The sequence below is a fragment of the Thalassospira sp. CH_XMU1458 genome (assembly GCF_037027205.1).
In the GTDB taxonomy this organism is placed as follows: Bacteria; Pseudomonadota; Alphaproteobacteria; order Rhodospirillales; family Thalassospiraceae; genus Thalassospira; species Thalassospira tepidiphila.
In genome coordinates this window covers 22,752-46,247 of sequence record NZ_JAYMDW010000004.1, presented here as the reverse complement: position 1 = coordinate 46,247, position 23,496 = coordinate 22,752, and the positions used below count along the sequence as shown (strand labels likewise).

Below are 23,496 nucleotides of genomic sequence, written 5' to 3'. Positions count from 1 at the left end.
GGTCGGTGTCCTTAGAAAATGTCAGGTTCGCCGGCAGTTTTGCCGAAATCGGTTTCAAGGAAGTCAAAATCGCAGCCCTGATCGGCCTGGGTCACATGGCGCGAGAACAGGTAGCCATAACCACGTTCGAAACGCGGTTCCGGCGGTGTCAGGGCCTTGCGCCGCGCTTCAAGCTCTTCTTCAGAGACGAGCATATCAAGCGAGCGATTTGGCAGATCAAGGCGGACCGTATCGCCATTTTTCAGAAGTGCGAGTGGCCCGCCGATATAGCTTTCCGGGCTGACATGCAGAACACACGCGCCGTAAGACGTGCCAGACATGCGGGCATCGGAAATCCGCAACATGTCACGATGGCCCTGCTTGATCAGCGCCTTGGGGATCGGCAACATGCCCCATTCCGGGAAACCGGGACCGCCTTGCGGACCGGCATTGCGCAGAACCATCACATGATCAGGCGTAATATCGAGGTTCTCGTCATCAACCGCCTTTTTCATTTCCGGATAGCTGTCAAACACCAGTGCCGGGCCTTCATGGACATGGTATTTCGGATCACAGGCAGCCGGCTTGATCACCGCACCGTTCGGGCAGAGATTGCCTTTCAGCACAGCGAGCGAGCCTTCCTTATAGACCGGATTATCAAGCGGTCGGATGACATCGTCATTATAGACCACCGCGCCTTCAAGGTTTTCACCAAGGGTCTTGCCAGTCACCGTCATGCAACTGGTGTCCAGACGATCTTCCATCTGCTTCATCAGGGCGCGCAGGCCCCCGGCATAGAAGAAGTCCTCCATCAGGTAATCCTTGCCCGATGGCCGGACATTGGCGATCAGCGGCGTGGTGCGGCCAAGCTCATCAAGGTCTTCAAGCTTAAGACCAACACCGGCACGTTTGGCCATCGCGATCAGATGCACCACGGCATTGGTGGAACAACCGGTTGCCATGGCGACAATGGCAGCGTTTCGGCAGGATGCATCGGTGATGATCTGATCAGGTGTCAGGTCTTCCCACACCATCTCAACAATCCGGCGTCCGCAATCAGCCGACATGCGCTGATGACCACTATCGACGGCCGGGATCGATGACGCACCCGGCAAGGTCAGCCCCATTGAATCGGCAATCGCCGTCATGGTCGATGCGGTGCCCATGGTCATGCAGGTCCCGGCCGACCGGGCAATACCGCCCTGAATACCAAGCCATTCTTCATCGCTGATATTACCCGCGCGACGTTCATCCCAGTATTTCCAGGCGTCAGAGCCCGACCCAAGGATTTTGCCCGCATAGTTACCGCGCAACATCGGCCCGGCAGGCAGATAGATCATCGGCACACCGGCCGAAATCGCGCCCATCACCAGACCCGGCGTGGTCTTGTCGCAGCCGCCCATCAGAACCACACCATCAAGCGGGTGGGACCGAATCATTTCCTCGGTCTCCATGGCAAGCAGGTTGCGATAAAGCATCGAGGTCGGCTTGGTGAAGCTTTCATCAACTGAAAGCGACGGCAGTTCGACGGCAAAACCACCCGCCTGCGCAACACCACGTTTCACATCAACGACACGTTCGCGGAAATGCGAATGACAGGTATTGAGTTCCGACCAGGTATTCAGGACACCGATGATTGGCTTGTCGCGAAAATCATCTTCGGAATAGCCAAGCTGCATCATCCGTGATCGATGGCCAAATGTCCGCAGATCGTCGGGGGCGAACCAGCGTGCCGATCTCAGGTCCTGAGGCTGTTTCTTACTCATTGTCTTATCCTCGGAATGTAAAACGCGACCATGCTTGCAACGGGCGGCACTCAGAAAGGCGATCTCCGGTCTTGGACGCAAACGCCGTGGCCTGAGGATTTCCGCCGCCGCTGACAGGCACAGAAAGATATTCACTTTTGTCTGTTTGATATAGTAATATATTAGTGCATGTCGGGCAAGACGCCTGTATACAAATTGTGTGACCAGAAATGAATTGCGGGAACATCATGGTCGAGAACCTGTTGAAAGACGCACCGATCGCCAAAAAGCGCCTGCCCAAACTCAAACGTGGCTCGGCAAGCACGCAGCTCCATGATTCTTTGCGCAAGCGCATCATCGATCTGGAACTTGCGCCGGGCCAATACCTGTCACGGGCCGAAATCGCCGAAGAATACGGGGTCAGCCAGACACCGGTCCGCGATGCGTTGCTTAAGCTTGAAGAAGAAGGCCTTGTTGATACCTTCCCGCAATCCAAGACCGAGGTTTCGCGCATTGATGTCGAGCAAGCCCTGGAAACCCAGTTCCTGCGTCTGTCGGTCGAGCTGGAGGTCACCCGCCGTCTCGCCAATGCCAAAGACCCTGCCCTGACTGTCAAAGCGCACTCCATCCTTGCTCAGCAAAATGCGGTCAGTGCCGCAAACGATCTTGATACCTTTGGCAAGCTTGATCGCGATTTCCATTACGCGCTCTATGAGGCTGCCGGTGTCGCCCAACTTTATGGCGTTGTCGAAGCCAGGTCAGGCCACATTGACCGCCTGCGCAAGCTTAACCTGCCCGACCCGGGAAAATCGGCATCCATCCTTGATTGTCATGCGCGTATTCTGGCCGCGATTGACAAGGGTGACGCCGAGACCGCCTGCGAAGTCGTTCGCGAACATCTGATGGGGACCCTTGCCACCGTCGATGCTATCCGCGAACGCCATCCGTCCTTCTTCTAGGACGGCGCAGTTACCCAAAGGCGGCCTAACCGATCAGGCCGTTTCCCTTCATGAAGCCTGTAAGCTTTTCCTCTTGGGCCTTGGTCAGCGGCCAAGCAGACGGCGGGCGGGTGGGGCCACAATCATCACCGAGTAATTTCAGGGCTGCCTTCACACCGGTCACGTTGGTGCCGTTCATTTCCTCGGCCCGGACTTCTTCAAAGGCCTTCATTTCCGCGATCAACTGCCGCGCCTTGGCATAGTCGCTGGCCTCAAGGGCGGCGTGAATGGCCATGGACCGTTCCGGCCAAACGTTAATCAGGCCAGATGTAAATCCACGTGCGCCAACAGCATAAAATGCCGGTGCCCAGGTTTCCGCAAGCCCCCCGACCCAGACGATATCCGGATCGCAGGCCTGAATTGCCTCGGCCAGCTTCATCGGGTTTGGCGTTGCCCATTTAACGCCAGCAACACCTTCGACCGCGCACAGTTCCGTAATGGCCTTGGTGCCAATGGCATCGTTGCGCAGATACAGCATCATCGGCAAACCACCAGACGCATCGGCAATCCGTTTGATGTAGTCGACAACACCGCGCGGGGCGACAAACGGGTCTGGCGGCTGATGGATCATCAAGGCCTCTGCCCCGGCTTCGGCCGATGCCTTGGCAAGCGCGCAGGCATCACGCACACCCCGGCCAATCCCGGCCAGCATCGGGGCACGACCATCCAGCATTTCAGCGACCGACTTCGCCATCAAGATCGCCTCGTCGGTGGTCAGGGCATAAAATTCGCCGGTATTGCCATTCACAACCGGGAAATGGACCCCCGCGGCCAGCGCACGATCAATCACCGGCACGAGCTTCTTGGGCGCGACATCGCCATTGTCATCATAGGGCGTGACAAGAATGCCCGAAATCCCCGACAAAACGGCGCGCAATTCAGTTTTTGAAAGTGCCATGGTTTCCTTATCCCCGTGCCGTGGCCCGCGCGCAGCAGATCAAATATCCGACTGACCGGCGGGACCATCTTGTAATATTTAATTACATCTTGAATAACAAGTATGCGGGGATATGGCAATTCCAATTATGCGCTTAAGACACCGGAAAGCGCGGTTCAGGCAGACGTGTACAATTACACCTGTGTTGCAAACAGGTGATCATCAGAAAATTACAAGCTGGGAAAAAGCTGCTTGCAGGTCAGGCAAAGCGGCGAAACAGACCACGCCGTTCGCGGCAGATCATGGTCAAACCGGCCTTGCGCGCAAGGTTCACCGCCGTCAATGTCGGGCCCGAAAGGGTTACAAGTCCGCCCACCCCGAATTGCACGGTCTTGGTGACAATTTCATAGGAGCAACGACTGGTCATCAGAATGAACCCGCCGGTCGGATCGATCCCCTGTCGCGCCACAGCACCAAGCACCTTATCAAGCGCATTGTGGCGACCGATATCTTCACGGACCAGAACGATGTTACCGCTACCATCAACAAAGGCGCTGGCATGTAGCAACCCACCGCCTTCGCGATTGCGGGTCTGATATTCCGGAAGCGCGTCAATCGCCCGCAAGACGACATCCTGCGTCATGTTGGATGGCGTGACCGTCCCGATCTTGTCCATGGCAACAGCTTCAAGCGATTGCACACCACACAATCCGCAACCCGACCGGCCTTCGAGTGTCCGTTGACGGTCGGCAAGACGATCAAAGACATCTTCATGCAGATCAGCCTCGATCACATAACCCTGCAAGGTCTTGCGCACGTCACGCAGCGTGATCTGGGAAATGTCATCGGCAATGCCTTCGGACAGGGCAAAGCCGACCATGAAGTCTTCAAGATCATGCGGCGACACCATCATCACCGCATGAGAATGACCATTAAACGTCAAAGCAGCCGGGACTTCCGGCTGCAACATGATCGGCGCGTCATCATTACCATCATCGCCTGACACGGCACGTGCAAGATCAACGTCGCGCCCTTCCAGAATGCGATTTTCCGATGGCTTGGCCATCATGCGGTTTCCTTGACCTTCCGGATTTTCGGGGCGGCCTTGATCACCAAAGGATGGAAGTCGGCCTTGCCTTCGGCGATCATGTCAAACAGCTGCTTGCGCATGCGCGGTTCCCAGAAATCGCTGATATGGTTGGCAACACCATCAACGCCCTCGCCCTCGGGCTGGGATTTGAAGAAGGTCGCGATCTGATTGGCCATATAGACAAGTTTGTCGGGTGCCATTGCGGTTCACTCTTTGACTGTAAACTTTGTATTCAAGCAGGAGAGCCAGACATCATGCCAAGGGAGTATAGCACAATGTCTGGCTCGTTATCCTATTCGGCGGCATCAACACGCGGTTTGATCCGGCGTGACTGTTCGGCCTGACGATCATATTCGACCTGCCATTCGGTCGGGCCATTGGATGGCGAAACCTGAACCGCGGTAACCTTGTATTCCGGGCAGTTTGTCGCCCAGTCGGTATAGTCGGTGGTGATCACGTTGGCCTGTGTGCCCGGATGGTGGAAGGTTGTGTAAACCACACCCGGTGCGACACGGTCGGTAATGGTGGCACGAAGGGATGTCTCACCCGACCGGGATGCCAGACGGATCCAGTCGCCTTCGCGAATGCCACGCTGTTCGGCATCGTGCGGATGGATTTCCAGCAAGTCTTCCTTATGCCAGGTGGTGTTTTCCGTGCGGCGGGTTTGTGCCCCGACATTATACTGGCTGAGAATTCGTCCCGTCGTCAGCAGAAGCGGGAAGCGCGGGCCGGTACGTTCGTCGGTTGCGACATATTCTGTGACAACAAACTTGCCCTTGCCGCGAACAAAGCCATCGATATGCATGACCGGGGTCCCTTCGGGCGCCTTGTCATTACACGGCCACTGGACCGAGCCCTTTTCTTCCAGCAGGTCATAGCTGACTTTGGCAAAGCTTGGCGTGGTTTTGGCGATTTCATCCATGACCTGCGACGGATGGGTGTAGTTCCAGTCAAGACCCATCGCACGGGCCAGGTTCTGGGTGACTTCCCAATCGGCAAAGCCATTAAGCGGTGTCATCACCTTGCGCACGCGGTTAATGCGGCGTTCGGCGTTGGTGAAGGTCCCGTCCTTTTCAAGGAAGGTCGACCCCGGCAGGAACACATGCGCGTAGTTGGCGGTTTCATTAAGGAACAGGTCATGGACGACCACACATTCCATTGCCGCCAGACCGGCCGCGACATGTTTGGTATCCGGGTCAGACTGAAGAATATCTTCGCCCTGAATATAGATGCCCTTGAATGTGCCTTCGACAGCCGCATCGAGCATATTGGGGATACGAAGACCCGGCTCGTCATCCAGTTTGACGCCCCAGATATCTTCGAAAATATCGCGGGTGGCACTGTCCTGAATATGGCGATAGCCCGGCAGTTCATGCGGGAACGACCCCATATCGCACGAACCCTGCACGTTGTTCTGACCACGCAGCGGGTTCACACCCACACCCGGACGACCGATATTGCCGGTCGCCATGGCAAGGTTGGCAATCGCCATCACGGTGGTTGAACCCTGGCTGTGTTCCGTGACACCCAGACCGTAATAGATCGCGCCATTGCCGCCGGTGGCAAAGGTGCGTGCGGCCTTGCGCATGGTTTCCGCGTCCACGCCGATCATATCGGCGATGGCTTCGGGGCTGTGTTTCGGATCGGAAACAAAGGCTGCCCAATCCTGGAATTCATCCCAGTCGCACCGTTCACGCACGAACGCCTCGTCAAACAGGCCTTCGGTGACGATGACATGGGCAAGCGATGTCAAAACCGCAACGTTGGTGCCCGGGCGCAGCGGGATATGGGCGACCGCCTCGATATGCGGGGAACGGACAAGGTCAATCCGGCGCGGATCAATCACGATCAATTTCGCCCCCTGACGCAGACGCTTTTTCAAGCGCGAGGCAAAGACAGGATGGCCATCGGTCGGGTTGGCGCCAATCAGGATGACAACATCGGTATGTTCGACAGAATCAAAATCCTGCGTCCCGGCCGAGGTACCAAACGTGGTTTTGAGGCCATAACCGGTCGGCGAGTGGCAAACACGGGCACAGGTATCGACGTTGTTATTGCCAAACCCGGCACGGATCAGTTTTTGAACAAGGAAAGTTTCCTCGTTGGTGCAACGTGACGAGGTAATCCCGCCCAGCGCGCCCTTGCCGTATTTGGCCTGAATGCCCTTGAACTTGTCGGCGGTAAAGCGAAGCGCTTCTTCCCAGCTGACTTCCTGCCAGGGTTCATCGACGCTTTCGCGAATCATCGGGTTGAGGATGCGGTCCTTGTGATTGGCATAGCCATAGGCAAAGCGCCCCTTCACACAGGAATGTCCCCGGTTGGCCTTGCCATCCTTATATGGGACCATACGGACAAGTTCTTCGCCGCGCATTTCCGCCTTGAACGAGCAACCCACCCCGCAATAAGCACAGGTGGTGACAACGGAGTGTTCCGGCTGGCCGATCTCAATGACCGATTTTTCCTGAAGCGTTGCCGTCGGGCAGGCCTGCACACAGGCACCGCACGATACGCATTCGGAATCCAGGAAGTTTTCATGCATGCCCGGCGACACGCGGGATTCAAAGCCACGACCTTCGATGGTCAGCGCAAAGGTGCCCTGCACTTCTTCGCAAGCCCGCACACAGCGCGAACAAACAATGCATTTCGACGGGTCATAGGTGAAATACGGGTTGGTTTCATCCTTGACCATGTAGCGCGGATTTTCTTCGCCGTTCTGGCGGACCTGAACGTGGTTTTCACCCTCATAGCCATAACGCACATCACGCAGGCCAACCGCACCGGCCATATCCTGCAATTCGCAGTCGCCATTGGCGGCACAGGTCAGGCAATCAAGCGGATGGTCAGAGATATAAAGCTCCATCACGCCTTTGCGGATTTTCTTAAGCCGTTCGGTCTGGGTATGGACAACCATGCCGTCAGCGGCCGGCGTCGTGCAGGATGCCGGTGTGCCGTTGCGGCCTTCGACCTCAACCAGACACAGGCGGCACGACCCGAACGCATCAACCATATCGGTTGCGCACAGTTTCGGCACCTGAATGCCGGCCTCCATGGAGGCCCGCATCACAGAGGTGCCTTCAGGCACGGTAATGTCCTTGCCATCAATGGTCAGGGTTAACGTCTTTTCGGACTTCTTGGCGGGGGTTCCGTAGTCAACTTCTTTGATCAAGGACATCGTTTCACTCCGCAGCTATATCAAGCGCGCGTGGCTTGAAGTCATCAGGGAAATGAGTCAGTGCACTGAGGACCGGATACGGGGTAAAGCCGCCCAGTGCGCACAGCGATCCGAACTTCATGGTCTCACACAGATCACGCAGCAGCTCGATCTGCAATTCAGGCTCCTCACCGCGTTCAAGCTTGTCGACCACTTCGGTCCCGCGTACAGAGCCAATACGGCACGGCGTACATTTGCCGCACGATTCAATCGCACAGAATTCCATGGCAAAGCGGGCCTGCTTCATCATGTCGACCGTGTCATCAAACACGACAACACCGGCATGGCCGATCAGGCCATCACGCTTGGCGAATTCTTCGTAGTCAAACGGCGTATCAAACAGTTCCTTGGGGAAATAGGCCCCCAAAGGACCACCGACCTGAACCGCCTTGACCGGACGCCCTGTGGCCGTCCCACCGCCAATTTGTTCGACAATTTCACCAAGGCTCAGACCAAAGCCGACTTCATAAAGCCCGCCATGTTTGACGTTTCCGGCAATCTGGATCGGGATGGTGCCGCGCGACCGGCCCATGCCATAATCGCGATAATATTCCGCACCCTTTTCCAGAATGACCGGCACAGAGCACAGCGAAATCACGTTATTGACGACAGTTGGTCGACCAAGGAAGCCTTCAAGGGCGGGCAATGGTGGCTTGGCACGGACAACACCGCGCTTGCCTTCCATGCTGTTAAGAAGCGATGTTTCTTCGCCACAGACATAGGCGCCCGCACCCATGCGGACTTCCATATCGAACGCCTTGCCAGATCCAAGGACGTTATCGCCCAGAACACCGGCGGCACGGGCGACATTGATAGCCTCGTTCATGACGTCAATCGCGGTCGGGTATTCCGAACGGGTATAGACATAGCCCTTGGTCGCGCCAGTGGCGAGACCGGCAATGATCATGCCTTCGATCAGAACAAACGGTTCGCCTTCCATGATCATGCGATCGGCAAAGGTCCCGCTGTCGCCTTCGTCGGCATTACAGACGATGTATTTTTGATCGGCTGGCGCTTCGCGGACGGTATTCCATTTGATGCCCGTCGGGAAACCGGCACCACCGCGCCCGCGCAGGCCGCTATCTGTGACGGCCTTGACGATTTGTTCGTCTGTCATCTTAAGTGCGTTTTCAAGCCCCGTAAGGCCATCATTGGCGCGGTAATCGTCAAGCGATACCGGATCAACAATGCCGCAGCGCTGGAACGTCAGGCGCGACTGGCTTTTGAGGAACGGGATTTCCTGGGTGCGGCCGAGATACAGCTTGTGTGGGCCGCCAGTCAGGAAGTCGGCCTCAAACAATGCGTCGATATCATCGGTGCTGACCGGGCCATAGGCGACACGCCCGCGCGGGGTTTCGACCTCGACCATGGGTTCCAGCCAATACATGCCAAACGAGCCGTTGCGCACGATCTTGACATCCGAACCGGCCTTCGATGCCTTGGCGGCAATCGCGGCTGCAACGTCATCGGCCCCCAGTGCAACAGAACCGGAATCAAGTGGAACGTAAACCTTGATGCTCATGACCCCACCTTTTGAAGAATGCGATCCGCACTGACGCGACCAACAACCTTGCCATCAATCATTGCGGCTGGCGCACAGGCACAGAGACCAAGGCAAAAAACCGGTTCCAGCGTGATCTTGCGATCGGCGGTGGTTTGAGACCAGTCGACTTTCAAATGACGACGGATCTGATCACCAAGGGCATCAGCCCCCATCGCCTGACAGGCTTCGGCCCGGCAGATCTTGATGACATGCTTGCCGGCCTTTTCTTCGCGGAAGTCATGATAGAAGCTTGCCACCCCGTGGACTTCCGCCCGGCTGAGGTTCAGCTTCTTAGCAATTGTCTGAAGCGCGCCATCGGGGATATAGCCAAATTCTTCCTGCACCTCGTGCAGAATTGGCAATAACGGTCCTTCCAAAGTGATCAACTGATCACAAATGGCAGCGACGCGGACATTCTGGTCCTCGGTCGTTTCCGACATGCAAGCCTCTCTCTCAAGCATGTTATCAAATTCTTGTTTATTATGAACATTGTCGGGCATTGTCCCGACCTGTTCAATAAAGCCATCCCGTTACGCGATAGCGAAAACCTATCAAGCGGTTTGCAGCTCCGATATTCGGGCGGCTTCTTTCAAAAGTGCCGAAACCACAGGGGTCGCAGGTTCGCGTTTTGCCGCGATCAGGCCAACCGTGTGGGTCGCATCCGGTTCAATGATCGGGATTGATTTGACCCGGTCGCGCATCCCGAAACTTTCGACCATTTTTTCCGGCATGATGCTGGCCCAGTTGCCGGTTTGCACATGGGTAAACAGCGCAATCATGGAATCGCTTTCAAGCGTCGCACTGACCTTTGCCCCGACGGCATCAAGATGCTGATCAATGATGCGGCGGTTCTGCATATCAGGCGTCAAAAGACAAAGCGGCAATTTGGCGGCCTCGTGCCAAGTGATTGTATCTCGCCCGGCCAGATCATCCATGTTGGACGTCACCAGATGATAGCGTTCGCGATACAGCGGAATGGCGGCGACACGCCCCAAGGGTTCGTTATCAAGATAGGTAATCCCGGCATCAATGCGAAGATCATCAAGCAATGCCTGAATTTCGACCGAGGTCCGCGACAGGATGGCAAAGCTGACATCGGGGTGCTTTTCGCGAAACGGTGTGGTCAGTTCATGGACCATCGCAAGGGCCGTCGGAATGACGGCAATCTGTACCTGCCCGGTCAGGCCAAAGCGCATGGCGCGCATTTCATCGCGCATGGAACGGGTACTGCCGACGATATGGCGCGCCCATTCCAGAACCCGTTCGCCTTCGGGTGTCAGCCCCTGATAGCGCGACCCCCGTTTGACCAGCACGACGCCAAGATGATCTTCAAGCTGGCGCAAGGCGCTTGAAAGGGTTGGCTGGGTCACGCCGCAATGTTCGGCAGCATGGCCAAAATGCTGCTCGCGGGCGAGAACCATAAACATTTCGAGTTTATCAATCATGGCGTATCCGGCATCGCAAGGCGGATGCTTTTTATGGCGGTGATCGCGATCCTGTTTTCGGGTCGCGTTATTATTGACTGAACACTCTACGTCGCGGGGAAGTGTTCTGGTTGCAGGATAACCGATTACCCCTTCGGGCATAAAGGTTATTCCTGCAACAGAACGCAGATCCGGGCCGGATGAACAGAGCCCGGATCTGCCCCTGACGCTTTGGCATGATGTCCCACTCATGCCCGGTTTTGCTGGAAAGTGGCACCGGCAAAACGGGCGCTGGCCATGGGTATGTTGGCCAGCGCCCCTGGTCAGGTTAGGCCTTGGACGGAGCCTCGCTTCCGCCAGCTTGCTGCGTTTCCATGTGATGCTTTTCATGGATCGGGCTGACCAGTTTGTTGGCAACCAGCGCAATCGCAAGCAAAGCCGCCATGGCATACATGGTGGTGTTATAGAGGCTTGAGGTCGGATCAACCGTCCCCGCGGGTGCGATTTCCATCAGACGCCCGATGGTCACTGTTTTGGCCGCAACCAATTGATCAAGCTGGGCAATACCGGCACCGAACTTTTCCTGGAAGGCAGCCGGGTCGACCTTTGAGGCCAGATCCTTGATCGAACTTGTGACCGAGGCCTGACGCAACTGGGTGATGGCAAGCGGACCAAGAACACCGGCTGTGCTCCATGCGGTCAGAAGACGACCATGGATGCCACCGACGTATTTGGTGCCAAAGATATCGGCAAGATAGGCCGGAATGGTTGCAAAGCCACCGCCATACATCGTGAAGATGATCATGGTTGCGGCATAGAACATGACAAGCCATGTCACAGCCGGATTGATGCTGACCTGTTCTGCGGCAAACGGGATCGACAGATAAAGCGCGATACCAAGAATAAAGAAGCAGTAATAGGTGTTCTTGCGCCCGATATAATCAGACATCGACGCCCAGAAGAAACGACCGCACATGTTAAAGACCGAAATCATGAACACATAGGTCGCCGCAAAGGCAGAGTTCACAACCAGTGGCAAGGTCGTGCCAAAGATTTCCGTCATCATGGTTTTGGCAACACCAATCACCCCGATGCCCGCTGTCACGTTAAAGCACAGCACAATCCACAGCAGATAGAATTGCGGGGTTTTAAGCGCCTGATCAATGTGAACGTTGGCATGCGTGATCATGCGTTTGGACGCGGCATCGGCGGTCGGCGGCGTCCAGCCAGCCGGAAGCCAGCCTTCGCGCGGCACGCGATAGGAAAAGGCCGCAATAACCATCACGATGAAATAGGCAACACCAAGCGTAAAGAAGGTCGCAGCCGCACCGGTGTTACCGGTTCCGACAACATAAACGCCCTCTTCGATGGGCACAGGGGCCGAGGCAACCTGTGCGGCACCAGCAACCACGACTTCAACCATCTGGCCTCCGACTTCGGCCATACGTTTGCCGCCCTCGGTCACAAGGTTTACGGCACTTTCCGGGCCGAGATATTCCGGCACCTTATAGAACGCCGACAGCAGGCCTTCCTTGATCGGGGTTGCGATCATCGCACCGCCGCCAAAGCCCATGATCGCCATGCCGGTCGCCATACCACGGCGGTCGGGGAACCATCGAATAAGCGTTGATACCGGCGAAACATAGCCAAGACCAAGACCACAGCCGCCAAGCGCGCCATAGCCGAGATACACCAGCCAAAGCTGGTGGGTCATGATGCCAAGGCCACCGATGATAAAACCACCACCCCAACAAAAGGCGGCAACGACGCCGACCATACGCGGGCCGACCTCTTCAAGCCACTTGCCGCCAAATGCCGCCGCAAGGCCAAGGAAGACGATGGCAACAGAGAAAATCCAGACAACGGATTGCAGGCCCCAGTCACCGGAGCTAGCACTGACCACGCCAAATTCCTTGATCAGTGGCGGGTTGAAGATGCTCCAGGCATAGACGGAGCCAATACACAAATGAATAGCAATGGATGCTGGTGGCACTTTCCAGCGATTGAAATCGTCACCAGCGACGATGTGTTCTTTTTTGAGCTTGTCAAACATAGCGATGTTGTCCTCCCGGTCTTTGGATTTTCCTTGCCCTTCCCCGTCGCACAATTGGTCATGGTGCAGGGCAAACACGGTTAAATCCGGAACTCTCAACATCGCAATCGCCATGCCATTGCATAACAAGCGCCGTTTTCTGTCATTCTTCCAAACTGAAATGGACTGCTGCAGCGCACACGCATGGACAAAATGTCCATATCTTTTTTCACGCATAACGTGCAAATGGACAAAATGTCCACTCGCAACCGCAGCAATTTCAATGCGATGCCCCAACGCGCGTTCCGGGTTTGGACAGGATTGTGGGGGATTGAAAAATCACGCTTCGATAACCCTTTTCATTGCGCGTACCGCTTTAGTAAGAAAGGGCGATGAGCCTGTTACCATCCGCTTACCCGCGAAGGACGCATATGAGCGACATCATCACAGACAGATTGATCATCAGACCCTTTGTTGAAGCTGATGCCGCAGAACTGTTCGAGTACATTTCCAACCCGCGCGTAAACTGCTTTATGGATGACAAAGTCACAACGCTGGCACAGGCGAAGGCAAAGGCCCGGAAACGTGCAAACGATAAGACGTGTCTTGCGGTCTGCCTGAAAGAAACAGGAGCCTTAATTGGTGAACTGTTGCTTCATCACGATGGCCCCGAACAAGCCGACACCTATTCCGTCGGCTGGAACTTCAACGAAAAGGTTGAAGGCAAGGGATATGCCAGTGAAAGCGCACATGCCTTGTTTGAGCATCTATTCACACAGCGCGACGCAAGAAGGCTTTATGCCTATGTCGAGGACAACAATTTTAAATCGCAGAAGCTGTGCGAGAAACTTGGCATGCGCAAAGAGGCTTGCTTTGATGAGTTTATTTCGTTTGTTAACAACCCGGACGGCACACCCAAATACGAAAATACTTTTTTGTATGCCATTCTGAAAAAGGAATGGCTGCGATAACACCTGCTACTCATCAGCTTCGGGCAGCCAGATCATGAATGTGGTGCCCTCTCCGAGTTTGCTTTCCACTTCAAGCCCGCCACCCTGCCGATCAATCAGGGTCTTGGTAATCGACAGGCCAAGCCCCGTCCCTTCGCGCCGTTTCGTGGTATAGAACGGATCAAAGATACGGTTCAGGACCTCAGCATCCATACCCGATCCGGTATCGCGCACCGTGATCAGAATACCCGGGACGCCATCGCGGTCCTGATCAATATCGGTCAGGGTCAGCGTCCCGCGCTCGGACATGGCGTGCAGGGCATTGACCATCAGATTGACCAGAACCTGTTGCAACTCGGTCCGGTTCATCAGAACCAGCCGGGTTGAATGATGTTCGCGCACGACGTCGATATCGGCCCGGCTAAGCAGATGGGCGACCAGCGGCATGCAATCGTCAATCACCTCGGCAACGCTATGGCGTTCGACATATCCGGCATATTCTTCGGGCTTGGCGAATTGCAGAAGTTTGGTCACGATCAGATTGATGCGATTGACCTGTTCATCAATAAGGCGGAATTCGGTATCCCCCAATCTGGCATGTTCGCCCAACAAATCGCGAAGGACATCCAGGTTGCCCTGAAGCACGGCCACCGGATTGTTGATTTCATGCGCCACCCCGGCGGTGATTTCCCCAATGGCCGCAAGCTTTTCTGACATGATCAATTGTCTTGTGGTGGCTTCGAGCTGACGGTTGGCTTCGCGCAGTTCGCTGGTGCGGGCATCGACGCGTTCGTTCAGCTGATCGTTCCAGGCGCGCAAACGTTTATCGCGTTCCTGCACCTGATCCAGAAGGTCATCAAGATGGTCGGCCACAAGGGCAATCTCGTCCTGTACCTGATCAATATTGGTTCTGGCTGACAGATCGCCGTTTTCAACCCGACCAATGGTATTGGCCATGCGTTCCAGCGGTTTGAAAATACCCCGCGCCCAGCGCAGGAAGATCGGCACCGACAGGGCTGCGACAAACAAAAACGCCCCGATCAGGATTAGCAGGCTTTCATATTTGGTTTGGGCAAACGGGGCTTCAAGAAACCCGACATACAGCATGCCAACCCGTTTGCCATAGCTGTCCTTGATCGGCTCATACGCCGATATATACCAGTCATTGACGACAAAGGCGCGATCAAGCCAGACTTGGCCGTCTTCAAGGACAGTTTTGCGCACCGCACTTGATACCCGCGTGCCCAAGGCGCGACGATCGGCGAACAGGCGGACATTGGTGCTGACCCGCACATCATCAAGGAAAAGGGTCGCCGTTCCCTGACTGCCTTCGGGCAGGCTGCTTTGGCGATAGACAAGATCGTTGATCGTATCGATGAAAGCCAAATTCTGGTTGAGCAAAATACCCCCGACCAAGGCGGCATTTTGCCCGTTTGGCAATTCAACATGACTTGCCGAATGTACAACCATGCCCCGCGTTTCGGCATTGCGTGTCGAGGGCACGGCATTGGGCGTATCAATCAGATCCAGATGGGCGCGTTCGGCCAGATCGGGCGAAATCGCCGCCAACTCGCTGTTGCTGAAAATATCGATGCTGGTCATCGATTGCCCGCGCAAGGCACTGTCGATCACCGGCCAGTCGGCATCGGGTTGGTCGGAACCTGTGCCACCCGGCGCGGGTGACAGATAGAGGAAATCAAGGCCAAGCTTGCTTTGACGTTCAGAAAGCAGGCGGTCGACCTCTGCAACATCACCCTTGGCAAGCACTTCGCGAAAGGCAACCGATTGGCCAAGTGCCTGAATCTGTTCGCCGGTATTTTCAAGGATATGCGTGAAGTATTGATGGGCAATCGTCAGATCACCACTGACCTTTGATGTTAACAGTGCATCGAACTTGGTATTCCACCGCACCATCATCACGCCAAGCAACAATGGCAGGATCACAAGCGTCGGCAAAAGCGCAATCGCCAGCAATTTGAAACGAACAGATCGTGTTCTTTTGGCGGGGGGCTTGGTGGCGCCCGACAATGACGCGTCGGTCATTCCTGTTCCCAGCTTGCGCATTTGCGATCGATGGTCTTGCGTGATACCCCCAACCGTCTGGCGGCTTCGTTGCGATTGCCATTGGTCTTGTGCAACATCGCCAGAATGTGACGCCGTTCCATCTCATCAAGCGTTTCATCACGGTCGACCTGCGATCCCTGATCGGCAAGTTCATCGCGGAATTCCGCCGGGAACTTGCCAAGAATAAGTGTCCGTTCAATCAGGTTGCGCAATTCACGCACATTGCCCGGCCAGTCATAGCGTGTCAGCCCGGCACGCACAGCCGCATCCATTGGCACGGCACGTACGCCAAGCTGCTTGGACAGTTTGGTCATGAACAGTTCAGCCAGCTCAAGGACATCATCCCCGCGGGCCGAAAGTGGTGGCATTTCGATATGCATGACATTGATGCGATAAAACAGATCAGCGCGGAAACGCCCGGCGTCGACTTCGGCCTCAAGATCGGCATTGGTGGCAAAGATAAAACGCAAATCAACAGGTGCTTCGCGTTCAGAACCCACCGGGCGGACACGGCGACTTTCGATTGCGCGCAAAAGCTTGCTTTGGGTCGCCAGCGACAATTCACCAACTTCGTCAAGAAACAGGGTGCCGCCCTGCGCATGCATGAAAAGCCCGTCACGTGCGGATTGCGCGCCGGTAAAGGCCCCTTTGACGTGACCAAACAATTCCGCCTCGATCATCTCAGACGGAATGGCGGCACAGTTAATCGGGACGAACGGCTTTTCGGCGCGGTCAGAAAGCGCATGCAGCGAGCGTGCGGTGACTTCCTTGCCCGTGCCACTTTCCCCGGAAATCAGAATGGATGTCGGAAGGGGTGCCACGCGGGCGATGGTTTCACGGATTTCCTGAATTTGCGGCGAATAGCCAATCAGCTTGTCGCGCAGCAACACATGATCGGACGTTGCGCGCAATTCGTGGCGCAGCACATGGTTTTCACGGCGCAACCGCATCCGATCCAGACAGCGCGCCACCGCGTTCAAAATCTGGTTGGAGCGAAATGGCTTCAGGACAAAGTCGACCGCACCGGCACGCAGCGCCTTGATCGCGGTATCAAGATCGGCATAGGCCGTCATCAGGATGGCGTCAGAGAAGAAGCCGATTTCGCGCTGTTCGGTTAGCCATTCCACCCCGCTTTTGCCGGGCATGATGTTATCAAGGATGACGACATCAAAGTGGTGCTGGTCAAGAAGGGCTGTGGCTTCTTCGCAATCGGCGGCTTCTTCGACGCGCTTGGCACGTGGCCCCAGGGTACGGACAAGGAAATTGCGCATGCCCGGTTCGTCATCGACGATCAGGATGGATGCCTTTTCAAGCCACGGCCCAAATTCGGGCCCCGGCCCGCCATGGTTTGCGTCATTGCCGACAGGTGGCGCTGCCCCATCTGACGCGCCCAGAACGGTCGATCTCATGATGTCCCTCCGATGAAACATGCTTTTTATTTTTTTAAAAGCTTAGTTCAGCGGAAAGAGAAAAGCAAAACCGTTGGTGAGGGTTAGCTCATTCTAACGCAGAAGTTACCTTCACCAACGGATGTGCAAAATATGGGATCAAGCTTGCTTGCGATGAATGGCAAATGGCGACCAGCTTTGGCTGACCGGCATGACTTCCAGCGAGTTGACATTCACATGTGCTGGCAAGTTCGCCACCCAGAAAATGCTTTCGGCAATGTCTTCGGGCTGGATCGGGTCGGCACCGCTGTAAAGCTTGTCATAGGCTTCCTTGTTGCCGCCAGTACGGACCAGCGTGAATTCGCTTTCACAAAGGCCCGGCTCGATCGAGGTGACGCGAACGCCCGTCCCCGCAAGGTCACAGCGAATACCCAGTGAGAATTGCTGAACGAACGCCTTGGTCGCGCCATAGACATTCCCGCCCGGATAAGGCCAGTTCGATGCGATGGAGGCCAGATTAACAATCGCCCCTTTTCGTTCGATCAGCTTATCAAGCAGGATACGGGTAATGGCGACCAGCCCCTTGGTATTGGTATCAATCATCGTCATCCAGTCTGACAGATTGCATTCCTGTGCCGGACCGGTGCCAAGCGCCAAACCGGCATTGTTAACCAGAAGATCGATCTCGGCGAAGTCGGCCGGAAGGCTGTTAATTGCGTTCCGGGTTGCATCAGCATCCTGAATATCAAAGCAAAGTGCATGGGCAACCGATGCCCCACCGAGTTCATCGACAAGCGCGTCAAGCCGTTCGGCACGCCTGCCGGTTACGATGACTTTCCAGCCTTCCTTGACAAAACGCCGGGCCGTTGCCGCGCCAAAGCCAGAAGTTGCGCCGGTAATGAGTGCTGTTTTGGTCATGGGGAACTCCGGTGGTGTGAGTAGATGGTAAATGTCTTACAGACCAAGTGCGATGGTCTGCGCGAAACCGATAATGGCAATAAGAACGAGGCTGATGGCACAAACACGCCGCCAGGTGGTTGCCGACATGCGCCGATAGATCATCTCGCCGGGGAAATAGGCGATCATGGCAATCACCAGCAGCGGCAAGACAAGTGCGATGAAATCATCGGGCAACATGCCCGCGGCCGCCCGGGTGATAAATCCCAGCACATCGACCGCGCCGAAATAAATCGCAAGCGTGTTGCGCACCCGGACATCTTGCGTGCCACCGGCCAAAAGCCAGGCCGCAACCAACGGGCCGCCAACGGCAAATCCCGACATCAGAATACCGACCGAACAGGCCAGCAGTGCCCCGATAACAAAATGTCCCATCCATTTTGGCGGATGGTGCAACATGGCAACCAGTGCCGCCACCGCAATTGCAAGGTTGGTGGCAATCCGGATGGTCTGATCATCCAGTGCAAAGGCGACATACGGGCCAAGCACCGCCCCGAAAAGTCCAAAACTCAGCAGGATCGAACAGGCCCGCCAGTCGACCTTGGCCCGATCAAAATCACGCAGGATCAAGCCGGTCAGTACAATATCAATGATCAGGATGATTGGCGTTGCCGTTGCCGGGGCCAGCAAGCTTGAAAGACCAAGTGCTGCCAGCAATGCAAAGCCAAATCCGGTGACGCCACGAAACAGGGCGGCAACCGCGACAACCATACCAGACAAGATCAGTTCCATGGAATTCCTCGTTGTTACAGACCTGAATTACGCCACTGATGGCGTCGACAATAGAGCCACATCGTCCCTTTTGATGGAGCCACATAGCGATCTGGACCCAAATATTATCGAGTTCTGGCACTAACGCCATGCGAGGGGACGGGTTTAGCTAGCAGCATAATATTTCCGCCCCACACTCTTGCCGACAGGAGCCAGCATGAACGTGTCCGTCAAGCCGAACATGACCAACCATTGGATGCCTTTCACCAACAACCGTCTGTTTCATGAAGAACCGCAGATGTTTGCCAAGGCAGAAGGTGTGAAATACTGGACCCCGGAAGGCCGTGAAATTCTGGATGGTTCGTCGGGTCTGTTTTGCTGTGCGGCCGGGCATGGACGCCCGGAAATCGCCGATGCGGTTTATAAACAGCTGAGCACGCTGGATTATTCACCGCATTTCCAGCGCGCGGCCCCCGTGTCGTTTGAATTTGCCGAAAAGCTGGCCGGTATCCTGCCAGACGGGCTTGATCGTGTGTTCTTTGCCGGATCAGGTTCCGAGGCGGTTGATACCGCAATGAAGATGTGCCTCGCCTATCACCGTGCGACCGGCAATGCGCAGCGCACCCGTTTTGTATCGCGGGCATGGGGCTATCACGGGGTGAACCTTGGCGGTACGTCGCTTGCAGGCATGGTCAATAACCGTCGTGATTTTTCCGGGATTACCTGTGATGTCGTGCATATGCGTCACACATGGACCGAAGAACAAAAATTCACCCGCGGCCAGCCGGAAACCGATGCCGATCTGGCCAACGATCTTGAAGAAATCTGCAAGACCTATGGCGGCGATACGATTGCTGCGGTCTTTGTCGAACCGATTGCCGGATCGATTGGCACCATCGTGCCGCCCAAAGGCTATCTCGAAAAGCTTCGCGCGATTTGCGACAAATACGGCATCCTGCTGGTATTTGATGAAGTGATTACCGGTTTTGGCCGAACAGGTTCTGCTTTCGCCTCCCAGGCATTCGCAGTCAAGCCGGACCTGATCACCATGGCCAAGGCACTGACCAACGGCGCTATTCCCATGAGTGCCGTTGCCACCAGTGCCGAAATTCAGGCGGCTGTCTTTGACGCCGCCGGCGATGCGGACCGCCCGGAATTCTTCCATGGCTATACCTATTCCGCCCATCCGGTGGCCTGTGCCGCCGGGATCGCAGCCCTTGATATCTATGCCAAGGACAAACTGTTTGAACGTGCCAACGAATTGTCTTCGCACTTCCTTGATGGTGTGTTTGGCCTGCGCAACCTGCCCCATGTCAGCGATCTTCGCGGCTATGGCATGATGTCGGGTATCCAACTGACCCCCGGTGATGCGCCGGGTGCAAAAGGCAGTTGGGCACAGCGTGCACTGTTTGACGAAGGCCTGCACGTCAAGGCGACCGGCGATGCGATCATTTTCGCGCCCGCCTTCGTCAGCACCGAACAGGATATCGACGATATGGTAGCCATCCTGCAGAAGGTACTTGGTTCGCCGATCTAATCTGCTTTGCCGGGCACAGATGCCGATCTCGGGGGAGTGGGGTCGGGATGAAGGGATCGCCATGCAGTTTACTGTGCGGCGGTCCCTTTCCTGTTTTCAGCAATCACCGCCATGATGGCATTGCGCAACTGAGTGATGCCGGGCGCAATCTGATCGCGCTCAATCACGGCAAACCCCAGTCTGAGGCGATCACGCGGTGCGCGGTCGGGATCACAATAATGCACATCGCCCGGCTCGACCAAAACCCCGCGTTTAGCGGCTTCGCGATGGACGGCCCAAGCATCGATATTGTCGGGCAGTTTAACCCAAACTGCTGACCCGCCCGTGGTCGGGGTGACATTCAATTCGGGTAGTTGCCGGGAAATTTCGTTTTGCATCAATTGCCACTTTTCCGACAGGCGATCACGCGTCCGGCGCAGGTGTGAGTCCAGATGACCTTCGCCGATGAACAACGCCATGGCGCGCTGATCCTGCGCGGATGGGTGGCGGTAATTCAGGCGACGCAGCGCACGCAATTCCTTGATCAGTTCACTGTCGGCAAGGATGTAACCAATCCGCAAGCCGGGGAACATCAGCTTGGTCAGACTGCCGATATAGATGATATGGCCGGAATTATCGTAGCTTTTAAGGGCCGCGCGCTGATGACCAAGGTAATTCAGCTCATGCTCGTAATCATCTTCAACCAGGATGAAGTCATCCTTGCGCGCCCGTTCAACAAGCTGAAGACGGCGATCCAGTGACATGGTCACACTGGTGGGGCATTGGTGCGATGGCGTGGTGTAGACCATATCGCAGTTCGACAGCACGGATGAGTTGGCAAGACCGTCGCTATCAATCGGAAGCGGGCAGATTTCAGCCCCCGTGGAGGCAAAGATATTGCGCGCATCCACATAGCCCGGGTCTTCGACGCCAACTGTCCTGCCCCGCCCTGCCAGAAGCTGCCCGACAAGAAACAGCGCGTTTTGCGCACCGATGGTAATCAGCAACTGTTCCGGATGGGCGCGCAAACCGCGATGGGGCAGAATGCGAGTAATGATCTGCTCGAGAAGTTGCGGGTCATCCATATCGACCTGATCACCAACCCAGCTTTGCGAATGGGCAAGCGACCCGGCCAGCCGCATGGAATCGCGCCAGCGCGAAATGGTGGTTTTGTCAGGTGAGACCTGTCCGTAAATGAACGGATAGGGAAAATCGCGCCAGTTGGCCGGTTTGACGATGTTACGCGCCTCGGTCGGGCGGAACTGCAAATGGCGTCGCCACAAATCAGGATCGCGTTCCTTGGTAAACAGCGAAGCGGTGCGCGTATCCACACTCAGGCGCAGTTGCTGGCGAATATATTGCTCATTGACGAAATGCCCGCGCCGCCAGACGGCTGTCAGATATCCATCATCGAGCAGGCGTTGATAAACCAGCACCACCGTATTGCGTGACACCTTAAGGGCGGACGCCAGATCGCGGGTCGACGGCAAGGGTTCATGCGACGGCAACCGACCTTCAAGAATCGCATCGACGAGGCCCTGATGCAGCTGTTGCTGCAGGGTTTGACCAGCAATTGCCGGATCCTCAAGTCGAATGTCGAGCATCGGTTATGCCCCTTTTATTCGGCACTGCAGCACGTTAACCGGCGTGGCACCATAGTTTTTGCCTTGTGGCTCTATTACTAGAGTAACCGGCAGATATACCATTTTGTCAATGCGATAAAGCAGGAACAAGAACCGCGATCATAATGCGGTCGGTTCAGGGAAGTTATGTCCACCAGGGAGGCGCATGGTGCGCCGCACATAAGGGAAAAATCCCTGCTATCAGGAGACATACGGATGACCAAGTTCACTTCCGGCCCGAAACTTAACCGGCGCACACTTCTTAAAGGTTCGCTTGCCGCCGGTTCGGCACTTGCAATGCCTGCAATTATCAGCAGAAAAGCACTCGCATCCTCTGGCGAAATCAACATTCTGATGTGGTCTGATTATCTGCCAGAGACGTTCCTCAAATCGTTTACCGATGCAACGGGCATCAAGGTGAACTACACCGGCATCGGCTCGAACGAGGAAATCATCAACAAGATGAAGGCTTCCAAAGGTCGCGGTTTTGATATCGTATCGCCGACCAACAACCGTGCCCTTCAGTGGAAGGCACTGGAACTGCTTCAACCGTTTGACATGTCCAAAGTCGCCATTGAGGCCGTGAACCCGGCAATGGCCAAGATCGGCAGCACCGATTGGGCGTTTGAGGCTGGCTCCACCTATTGGCTGCCACATATCTGGGGCACCGAAGGCATGGCGTGGCGTACCGATATGTTCCAGCCAGAAGGCATGTTCCCGTCCTACGGCGATGTCTGGTCCGAAGCCAATGCCGGCAAAACCATGGGCCGCGCGCATTCCATGATGCTGGGTGCAGGTCTTTACATGGAAACCACGGGCAAACTGGCCCCGGGTTCGGTCTGGAAGGCCTACACCTCCGAAGAAGAAATGCGCCCGGTCTGGGAAAAGATCACCGAATGGTGCATTGCGCGTAAAGGCAACATCAAACTGATCTGGAACGATGCCGACACCCAGAAGAACGGTCTTCTGAACGAAGGCGTCATTGTTGGCCAGACCTGGGATGGCCCGCCGCTTGCACTTAAAACGGCTGGCGAACCGGTCATGTATCGTGCCCCGAAAGAAGGTGCGCTGGCATGGGTCGATGGCCTTGCCCTGCCGACCGGTGCCGAAAACATCGAACAGGCTTATGAGTTCATCAAATATGCCTACATGCCGGAACTGGCAGGTGAGGCAATTGACCATCACGGTTACAACTCCCCGGTTCTGGGTGCCGACAAGTTCGCTGGCGAAGCCTATGCCAAGAACTTTGCAGATGCCTATCCGGGCGAAGCATTGGCCAACCTCAACCCTTGGCCGTCCGAACCACAGTGGTATGCCGACATGCGTACTGAATATGTGAACCGCTTCGAAAGCGCCTGATTCCGATCTTTGGGGCGGCACGACTTTGCG

The 23,496-nt window shown here is 55.8% G+C and carries 18 protein-coding genes; 4 read left to right on the top strand and 14 right to left on the bottom strand.

Translation table 11 applies throughout. The features are described from left to right. Positions 1-11: 11 nt before the first annotated feature. Positions 12-1,745, bottom strand: coding sequence for an L-arabinonate dehydratase (araD, locus tag WBY09_RS18860; protein ID WP_336233583.1), 1,734 nt, complete (start codon positions 1,743-1,745; stop codon positions 12-14). Positions 1,746-1,972: 227 nt separating this feature from the next. Between araD and WBY09_RS18855 the strand changes: the two genes are divergently transcribed. After that, a complete protein-coding gene (locus WBY09_RS18855) occupies positions 1,973-2,683 on the top strand; it encodes a GntR family transcriptional regulator (protein WP_336233581.1) in 711 nt (236 codons plus the stop codon). Between the two features lie 25 nt (positions 2,684-2,708). Here WBY09_RS18855 and WBY09_RS18850 read toward each other — a convergent pair whose 3' ends face one another. The 8 genes from WBY09_RS18850 to WBY09_RS18815 form a co-directional block, all read right to left on the bottom strand. Continuing rightward, positions 2,709-3,620 (bottom strand): dihydrodipicolinate synthase family protein, encoded by a 912-nt coding sequence (locus WBY09_RS18850; RefSeq protein WP_336233580.1) that lies wholly within the window; start codon positions 3,618-3,620, stop codon positions 2,709-2,711. 238 nt (positions 3,621-3,858) lie between these two features. Beyond that, a complete protein-coding gene (gene fdhD / locus WBY09_RS18845) occupies positions 3,859-4,665 on the bottom strand; it encodes a formate dehydrogenase accessory sulfurtransferase FdhD (protein ID WP_336233579.1) in 807 nt (268 codons plus the stop codon). After that, positions 4,665-4,889, bottom strand: coding sequence for a formate dehydrogenase subunit delta (locus tag WBY09_RS18840; protein ID WP_063090392.1), 225 nt, complete (start codon positions 4,887-4,889; stop codon positions 4,665-4,667). Before WBY09_RS18840 ends, fdhD begins: the two co-directional genes overlap by 1 nt. Before the next feature lie 92 nt (positions 4,890-4,981). Then, positions 4,982-7,861 carry a formate dehydrogenase subunit alpha gene (gene fdhF, locus WBY09_RS18835; protein WP_336233578.1) on the bottom strand — a complete coding sequence of 960 codons (2,880 nt, stop codon included), beginning with the start codon at positions 7,859-7,861 and terminating at the stop codon, positions 4,982-4,984. Between the two features lie 4 nt (positions 7,862-7,865). Next, positions 7,866-9,422 carry a formate dehydrogenase beta subunit gene (locus WBY09_RS18830; RefSeq protein WP_336233577.1) on the bottom strand — a complete coding sequence of 519 codons (1,557 nt, stop codon included), beginning with the start codon at positions 9,420-9,422 and terminating at the stop codon, positions 7,866-7,868. Beyond that, positions 9,419-9,883, bottom strand: a complete 465-nt coding sequence (locus WBY09_RS18825) for a formate dehydrogenase subunit gamma (RefSeq protein ID WP_064781958.1) — start codon at positions 9,881-9,883, stop codon at positions 9,419-9,421. Before WBY09_RS18825 ends, WBY09_RS18830 begins: the two co-directional genes overlap by 4 nt. A 111-nt stretch (positions 9,884-9,994) precedes the next feature. Continuing rightward, positions 9,995-10,888 carry a LysR family transcriptional regulator gene (locus WBY09_RS18820; protein ID WP_336233576.1) on the bottom strand — a complete coding sequence of 298 codons (894 nt, stop codon included), beginning with the start codon at positions 10,886-10,888 and terminating at the stop codon, positions 9,995-9,997. 307 nt (positions 10,889-11,195) lie between these two features. Continuing rightward, positions 11,196-12,920 carry an OFA family MFS transporter gene (locus WBY09_RS18815; RefSeq protein ID WP_051007672.1) on the bottom strand — a complete coding sequence of 575 codons (1,725 nt, stop codon included), beginning with the start codon at positions 12,918-12,920 and terminating at the stop codon, positions 11,196-11,198. A 371-nt stretch (positions 12,921-13,291) separates the two neighbouring features. Between WBY09_RS18815 and WBY09_RS18810 the strand changes: the two genes are divergently transcribed. Next, a complete protein-coding gene (locus WBY09_RS18810; protein WP_336233575.1) occupies positions 13,292-13,870 on the top strand; it encodes a GNAT family N-acetyltransferase in 579 nt (192 codons plus the stop codon). A gap of 6 nt (positions 13,871-13,876) precedes the next feature. On the opposite strand, the gene WBY09_RS18805 is transcribed toward WBY09_RS18810, so the two are convergent. The 4 genes from WBY09_RS18805 to WBY09_RS18790 all read right to left on the bottom strand — a co-directional run bounded on the left by WBY09_RS18805 (position 13,877) and on the right by WBY09_RS18790 (position 18,990). Then, positions 13,877-15,892, bottom strand: coding sequence for a sensor histidine kinase (locus tag WBY09_RS18805; protein ID WP_336233574.1), 2,016 nt, complete (start codon positions 15,890-15,892; stop codon positions 13,877-13,879). Continuing rightward, complete coding sequence (locus WBY09_RS18800) at positions 15,889-17,322, bottom strand: sigma-54-dependent transcriptional regulator (RefSeq protein ID WP_336233573.1); 1,434 nt, start codon at positions 17,320-17,322, stop codon at positions 15,889-15,891. Before WBY09_RS18800 ends, WBY09_RS18805 begins: the two co-directional genes overlap by 4 nt. A 138-nt stretch (positions 17,323-17,460) precedes the next feature. Further along, positions 17,461-18,219, bottom strand: a complete 759-nt coding sequence (locus tag WBY09_RS18795; protein WP_197145452.1) for an SDR family oxidoreductase — start codon at positions 18,217-18,219, stop codon at positions 17,461-17,463. A 36-nt stretch (positions 18,220-18,255) separates the two neighbouring features. Further along, positions 18,256-18,990 carry a TSUP family transporter gene (locus WBY09_RS18790; protein ID WP_197145453.1) on the bottom strand — a complete coding sequence of 245 codons (735 nt, stop codon included), beginning with the start codon at positions 18,988-18,990 and terminating at the stop codon, positions 18,256-18,258. A 196-nt stretch (positions 18,991-19,186) separates the two neighbouring features. Here WBY09_RS18790 and WBY09_RS18785 point away from each other — a divergent pair, with 196 nt between their 5' ends. Next, positions 19,187-20,506 (top strand): aminotransferase class III-fold pyridoxal phosphate-dependent enzyme, encoded by a 1,320-nt coding sequence (locus WBY09_RS18785; protein ID WP_286791913.1) that lies wholly within the window; start codon positions 19,187-19,189, stop codon positions 20,504-20,506. 68 nt (positions 20,507-20,574) lie between these two features. Here WBY09_RS18785 and pdxR read toward each other — a convergent pair whose 3' ends face one another. After that, positions 20,575-22,089 (bottom strand): MocR-like pyridoxine biosynthesis transcription factor PdxR, encoded by a 1,515-nt coding sequence (gene pdxR, locus WBY09_RS18780; RefSeq protein ID WP_286791914.1) that lies wholly within the window; start codon positions 22,087-22,089, stop codon positions 20,575-20,577. Between the two features lie 234 nt (positions 22,090-22,323). Between pdxR and WBY09_RS18775 the strand changes: the two genes are divergently transcribed. Next, positions 22,324-23,466: a substrate-binding domain-containing protein gene (locus tag WBY09_RS18775; RefSeq protein ID WP_286791915.1), complete on the top strand. Its 1,143-nt coding sequence runs from the start codon at positions 22,324-22,326 to the stop codon at positions 23,464-23,466. The last annotated feature ends 30 nt before the right edge of the window (positions 23,467-23,496 follow it).

Excerpts from the sequence above, each read along its gene's own strand:
- WBY09_RS18815 (WP_051007672.1), bottom strand. The coding sequence starts at position 12,920 with ATGTTTGACAAGCTCAAAAAAGAACACATCGTCGCTGGTGACGATTTC.
- WBY09_RS18775 (WP_286791915.1), top strand. The coding sequence starts at position 22,324 with ATGACCAAGTTCACTTCCGGCCCGAAACTTAACCGGCGCACACTTCTT.
- WBY09_RS18805 (WP_336233574.1), bottom strand. The coding sequence starts at position 15,892 with ATGACCGACGCGTCATTGTCGGGCGCCACCAAGCCCCCCGCCAAAAGA.
- WBY09_RS18830 (WP_336233577.1), bottom strand. The coding sequence starts at position 9,422 with ATGAGCATCAAGGTTTACGTTCCACTTGATTCCGGTTCTGTTGCACTG.
- araD (WP_336233583.1), bottom strand. The coding sequence starts at position 1,745 with ATGAGTAAGAAACAGCCTCAGGACCTGAGATCGGCACGCTGGTTCGCC.
- WBY09_RS18795 (WP_197145452.1), bottom strand. The coding sequence starts at position 18,219 with ATGACCAAAACAGCACTCATTACCGGCGCAACTTCTGGCTTTGGCGCG.
- WBY09_RS18785 (WP_286791913.1), top strand. The coding sequence starts at position 19,187 with ATGAACGTGTCCGTCAAGCCGAACATGACCAACCATTGGATGCCTTTC.
- WBY09_RS18840 (WP_063090392.1), bottom strand. The coding sequence starts at position 4,889 with ATGGCACCCGACAAACTTGTCTATATGGCCAATCAGATCGCGACCTTC.
- WBY09_RS18810 (WP_336233575.1), top strand. The coding sequence starts at position 13,292 with ATGAGCCTGTTACCATCCGCTTACCCGCGAAGGACGCATATGAGCGAC.
- WBY09_RS18850 (WP_336233580.1), bottom strand. The coding sequence starts at position 3,620 with ATGGCACTTTCAAAAACTGAATTGCGCGCCGTTTTGTCGGGGATTTCG.
- WBY09_RS18855 (WP_336233581.1), top strand. The coding sequence starts at position 1,973 with ATGGTCGAGAACCTGTTGAAAGACGCACCGATCGCCAAAAAGCGCCTG.
- WBY09_RS18800 (WP_336233573.1), bottom strand. The coding sequence starts at position 17,322 with ATGAGATCGACCGTTCTGGGCGCGTCAGATGGGGCAGCGCCACCTGTC.
- WBY09_RS18825 (WP_064781958.1), bottom strand. The coding sequence starts at position 9,883 with ATGTCGGAAACGACCGAGGACCAGAATGTCCGCGTCGCTGCCATTTGT.
- WBY09_RS18790 (WP_197145453.1), bottom strand. The coding sequence starts at position 18,990 with ATGGAACTGATCTTGTCTGGTATGGTTGTCGCGGTTGCCGCCCTGTTT.
- WBY09_RS18820 (WP_336233576.1), bottom strand. The coding sequence starts at position 10,888 with ATGATTGATAAACTCGAAATGTTTATGGTTCTCGCCCGCGAGCAGCAT.
- pdxR (WP_286791914.1), bottom strand. The coding sequence starts at position 22,089 with ATGCTCGACATTCGACTTGAGGATCCGGCAATTGCTGGTCAAACCCTG.
- fdhD (WP_336233579.1), bottom strand. The coding sequence starts at position 4,665 with ATGGCCAAGCCATCGGAAAATCGCATTCTGGAAGGGCGCGACGTTGAT.
- fdhF (WP_336233578.1), bottom strand. The coding sequence starts at position 7,861 with ATGTCCTTGATCAAAGAAGTTGACTACGGAACCCCCGCCAAGAAGTCC.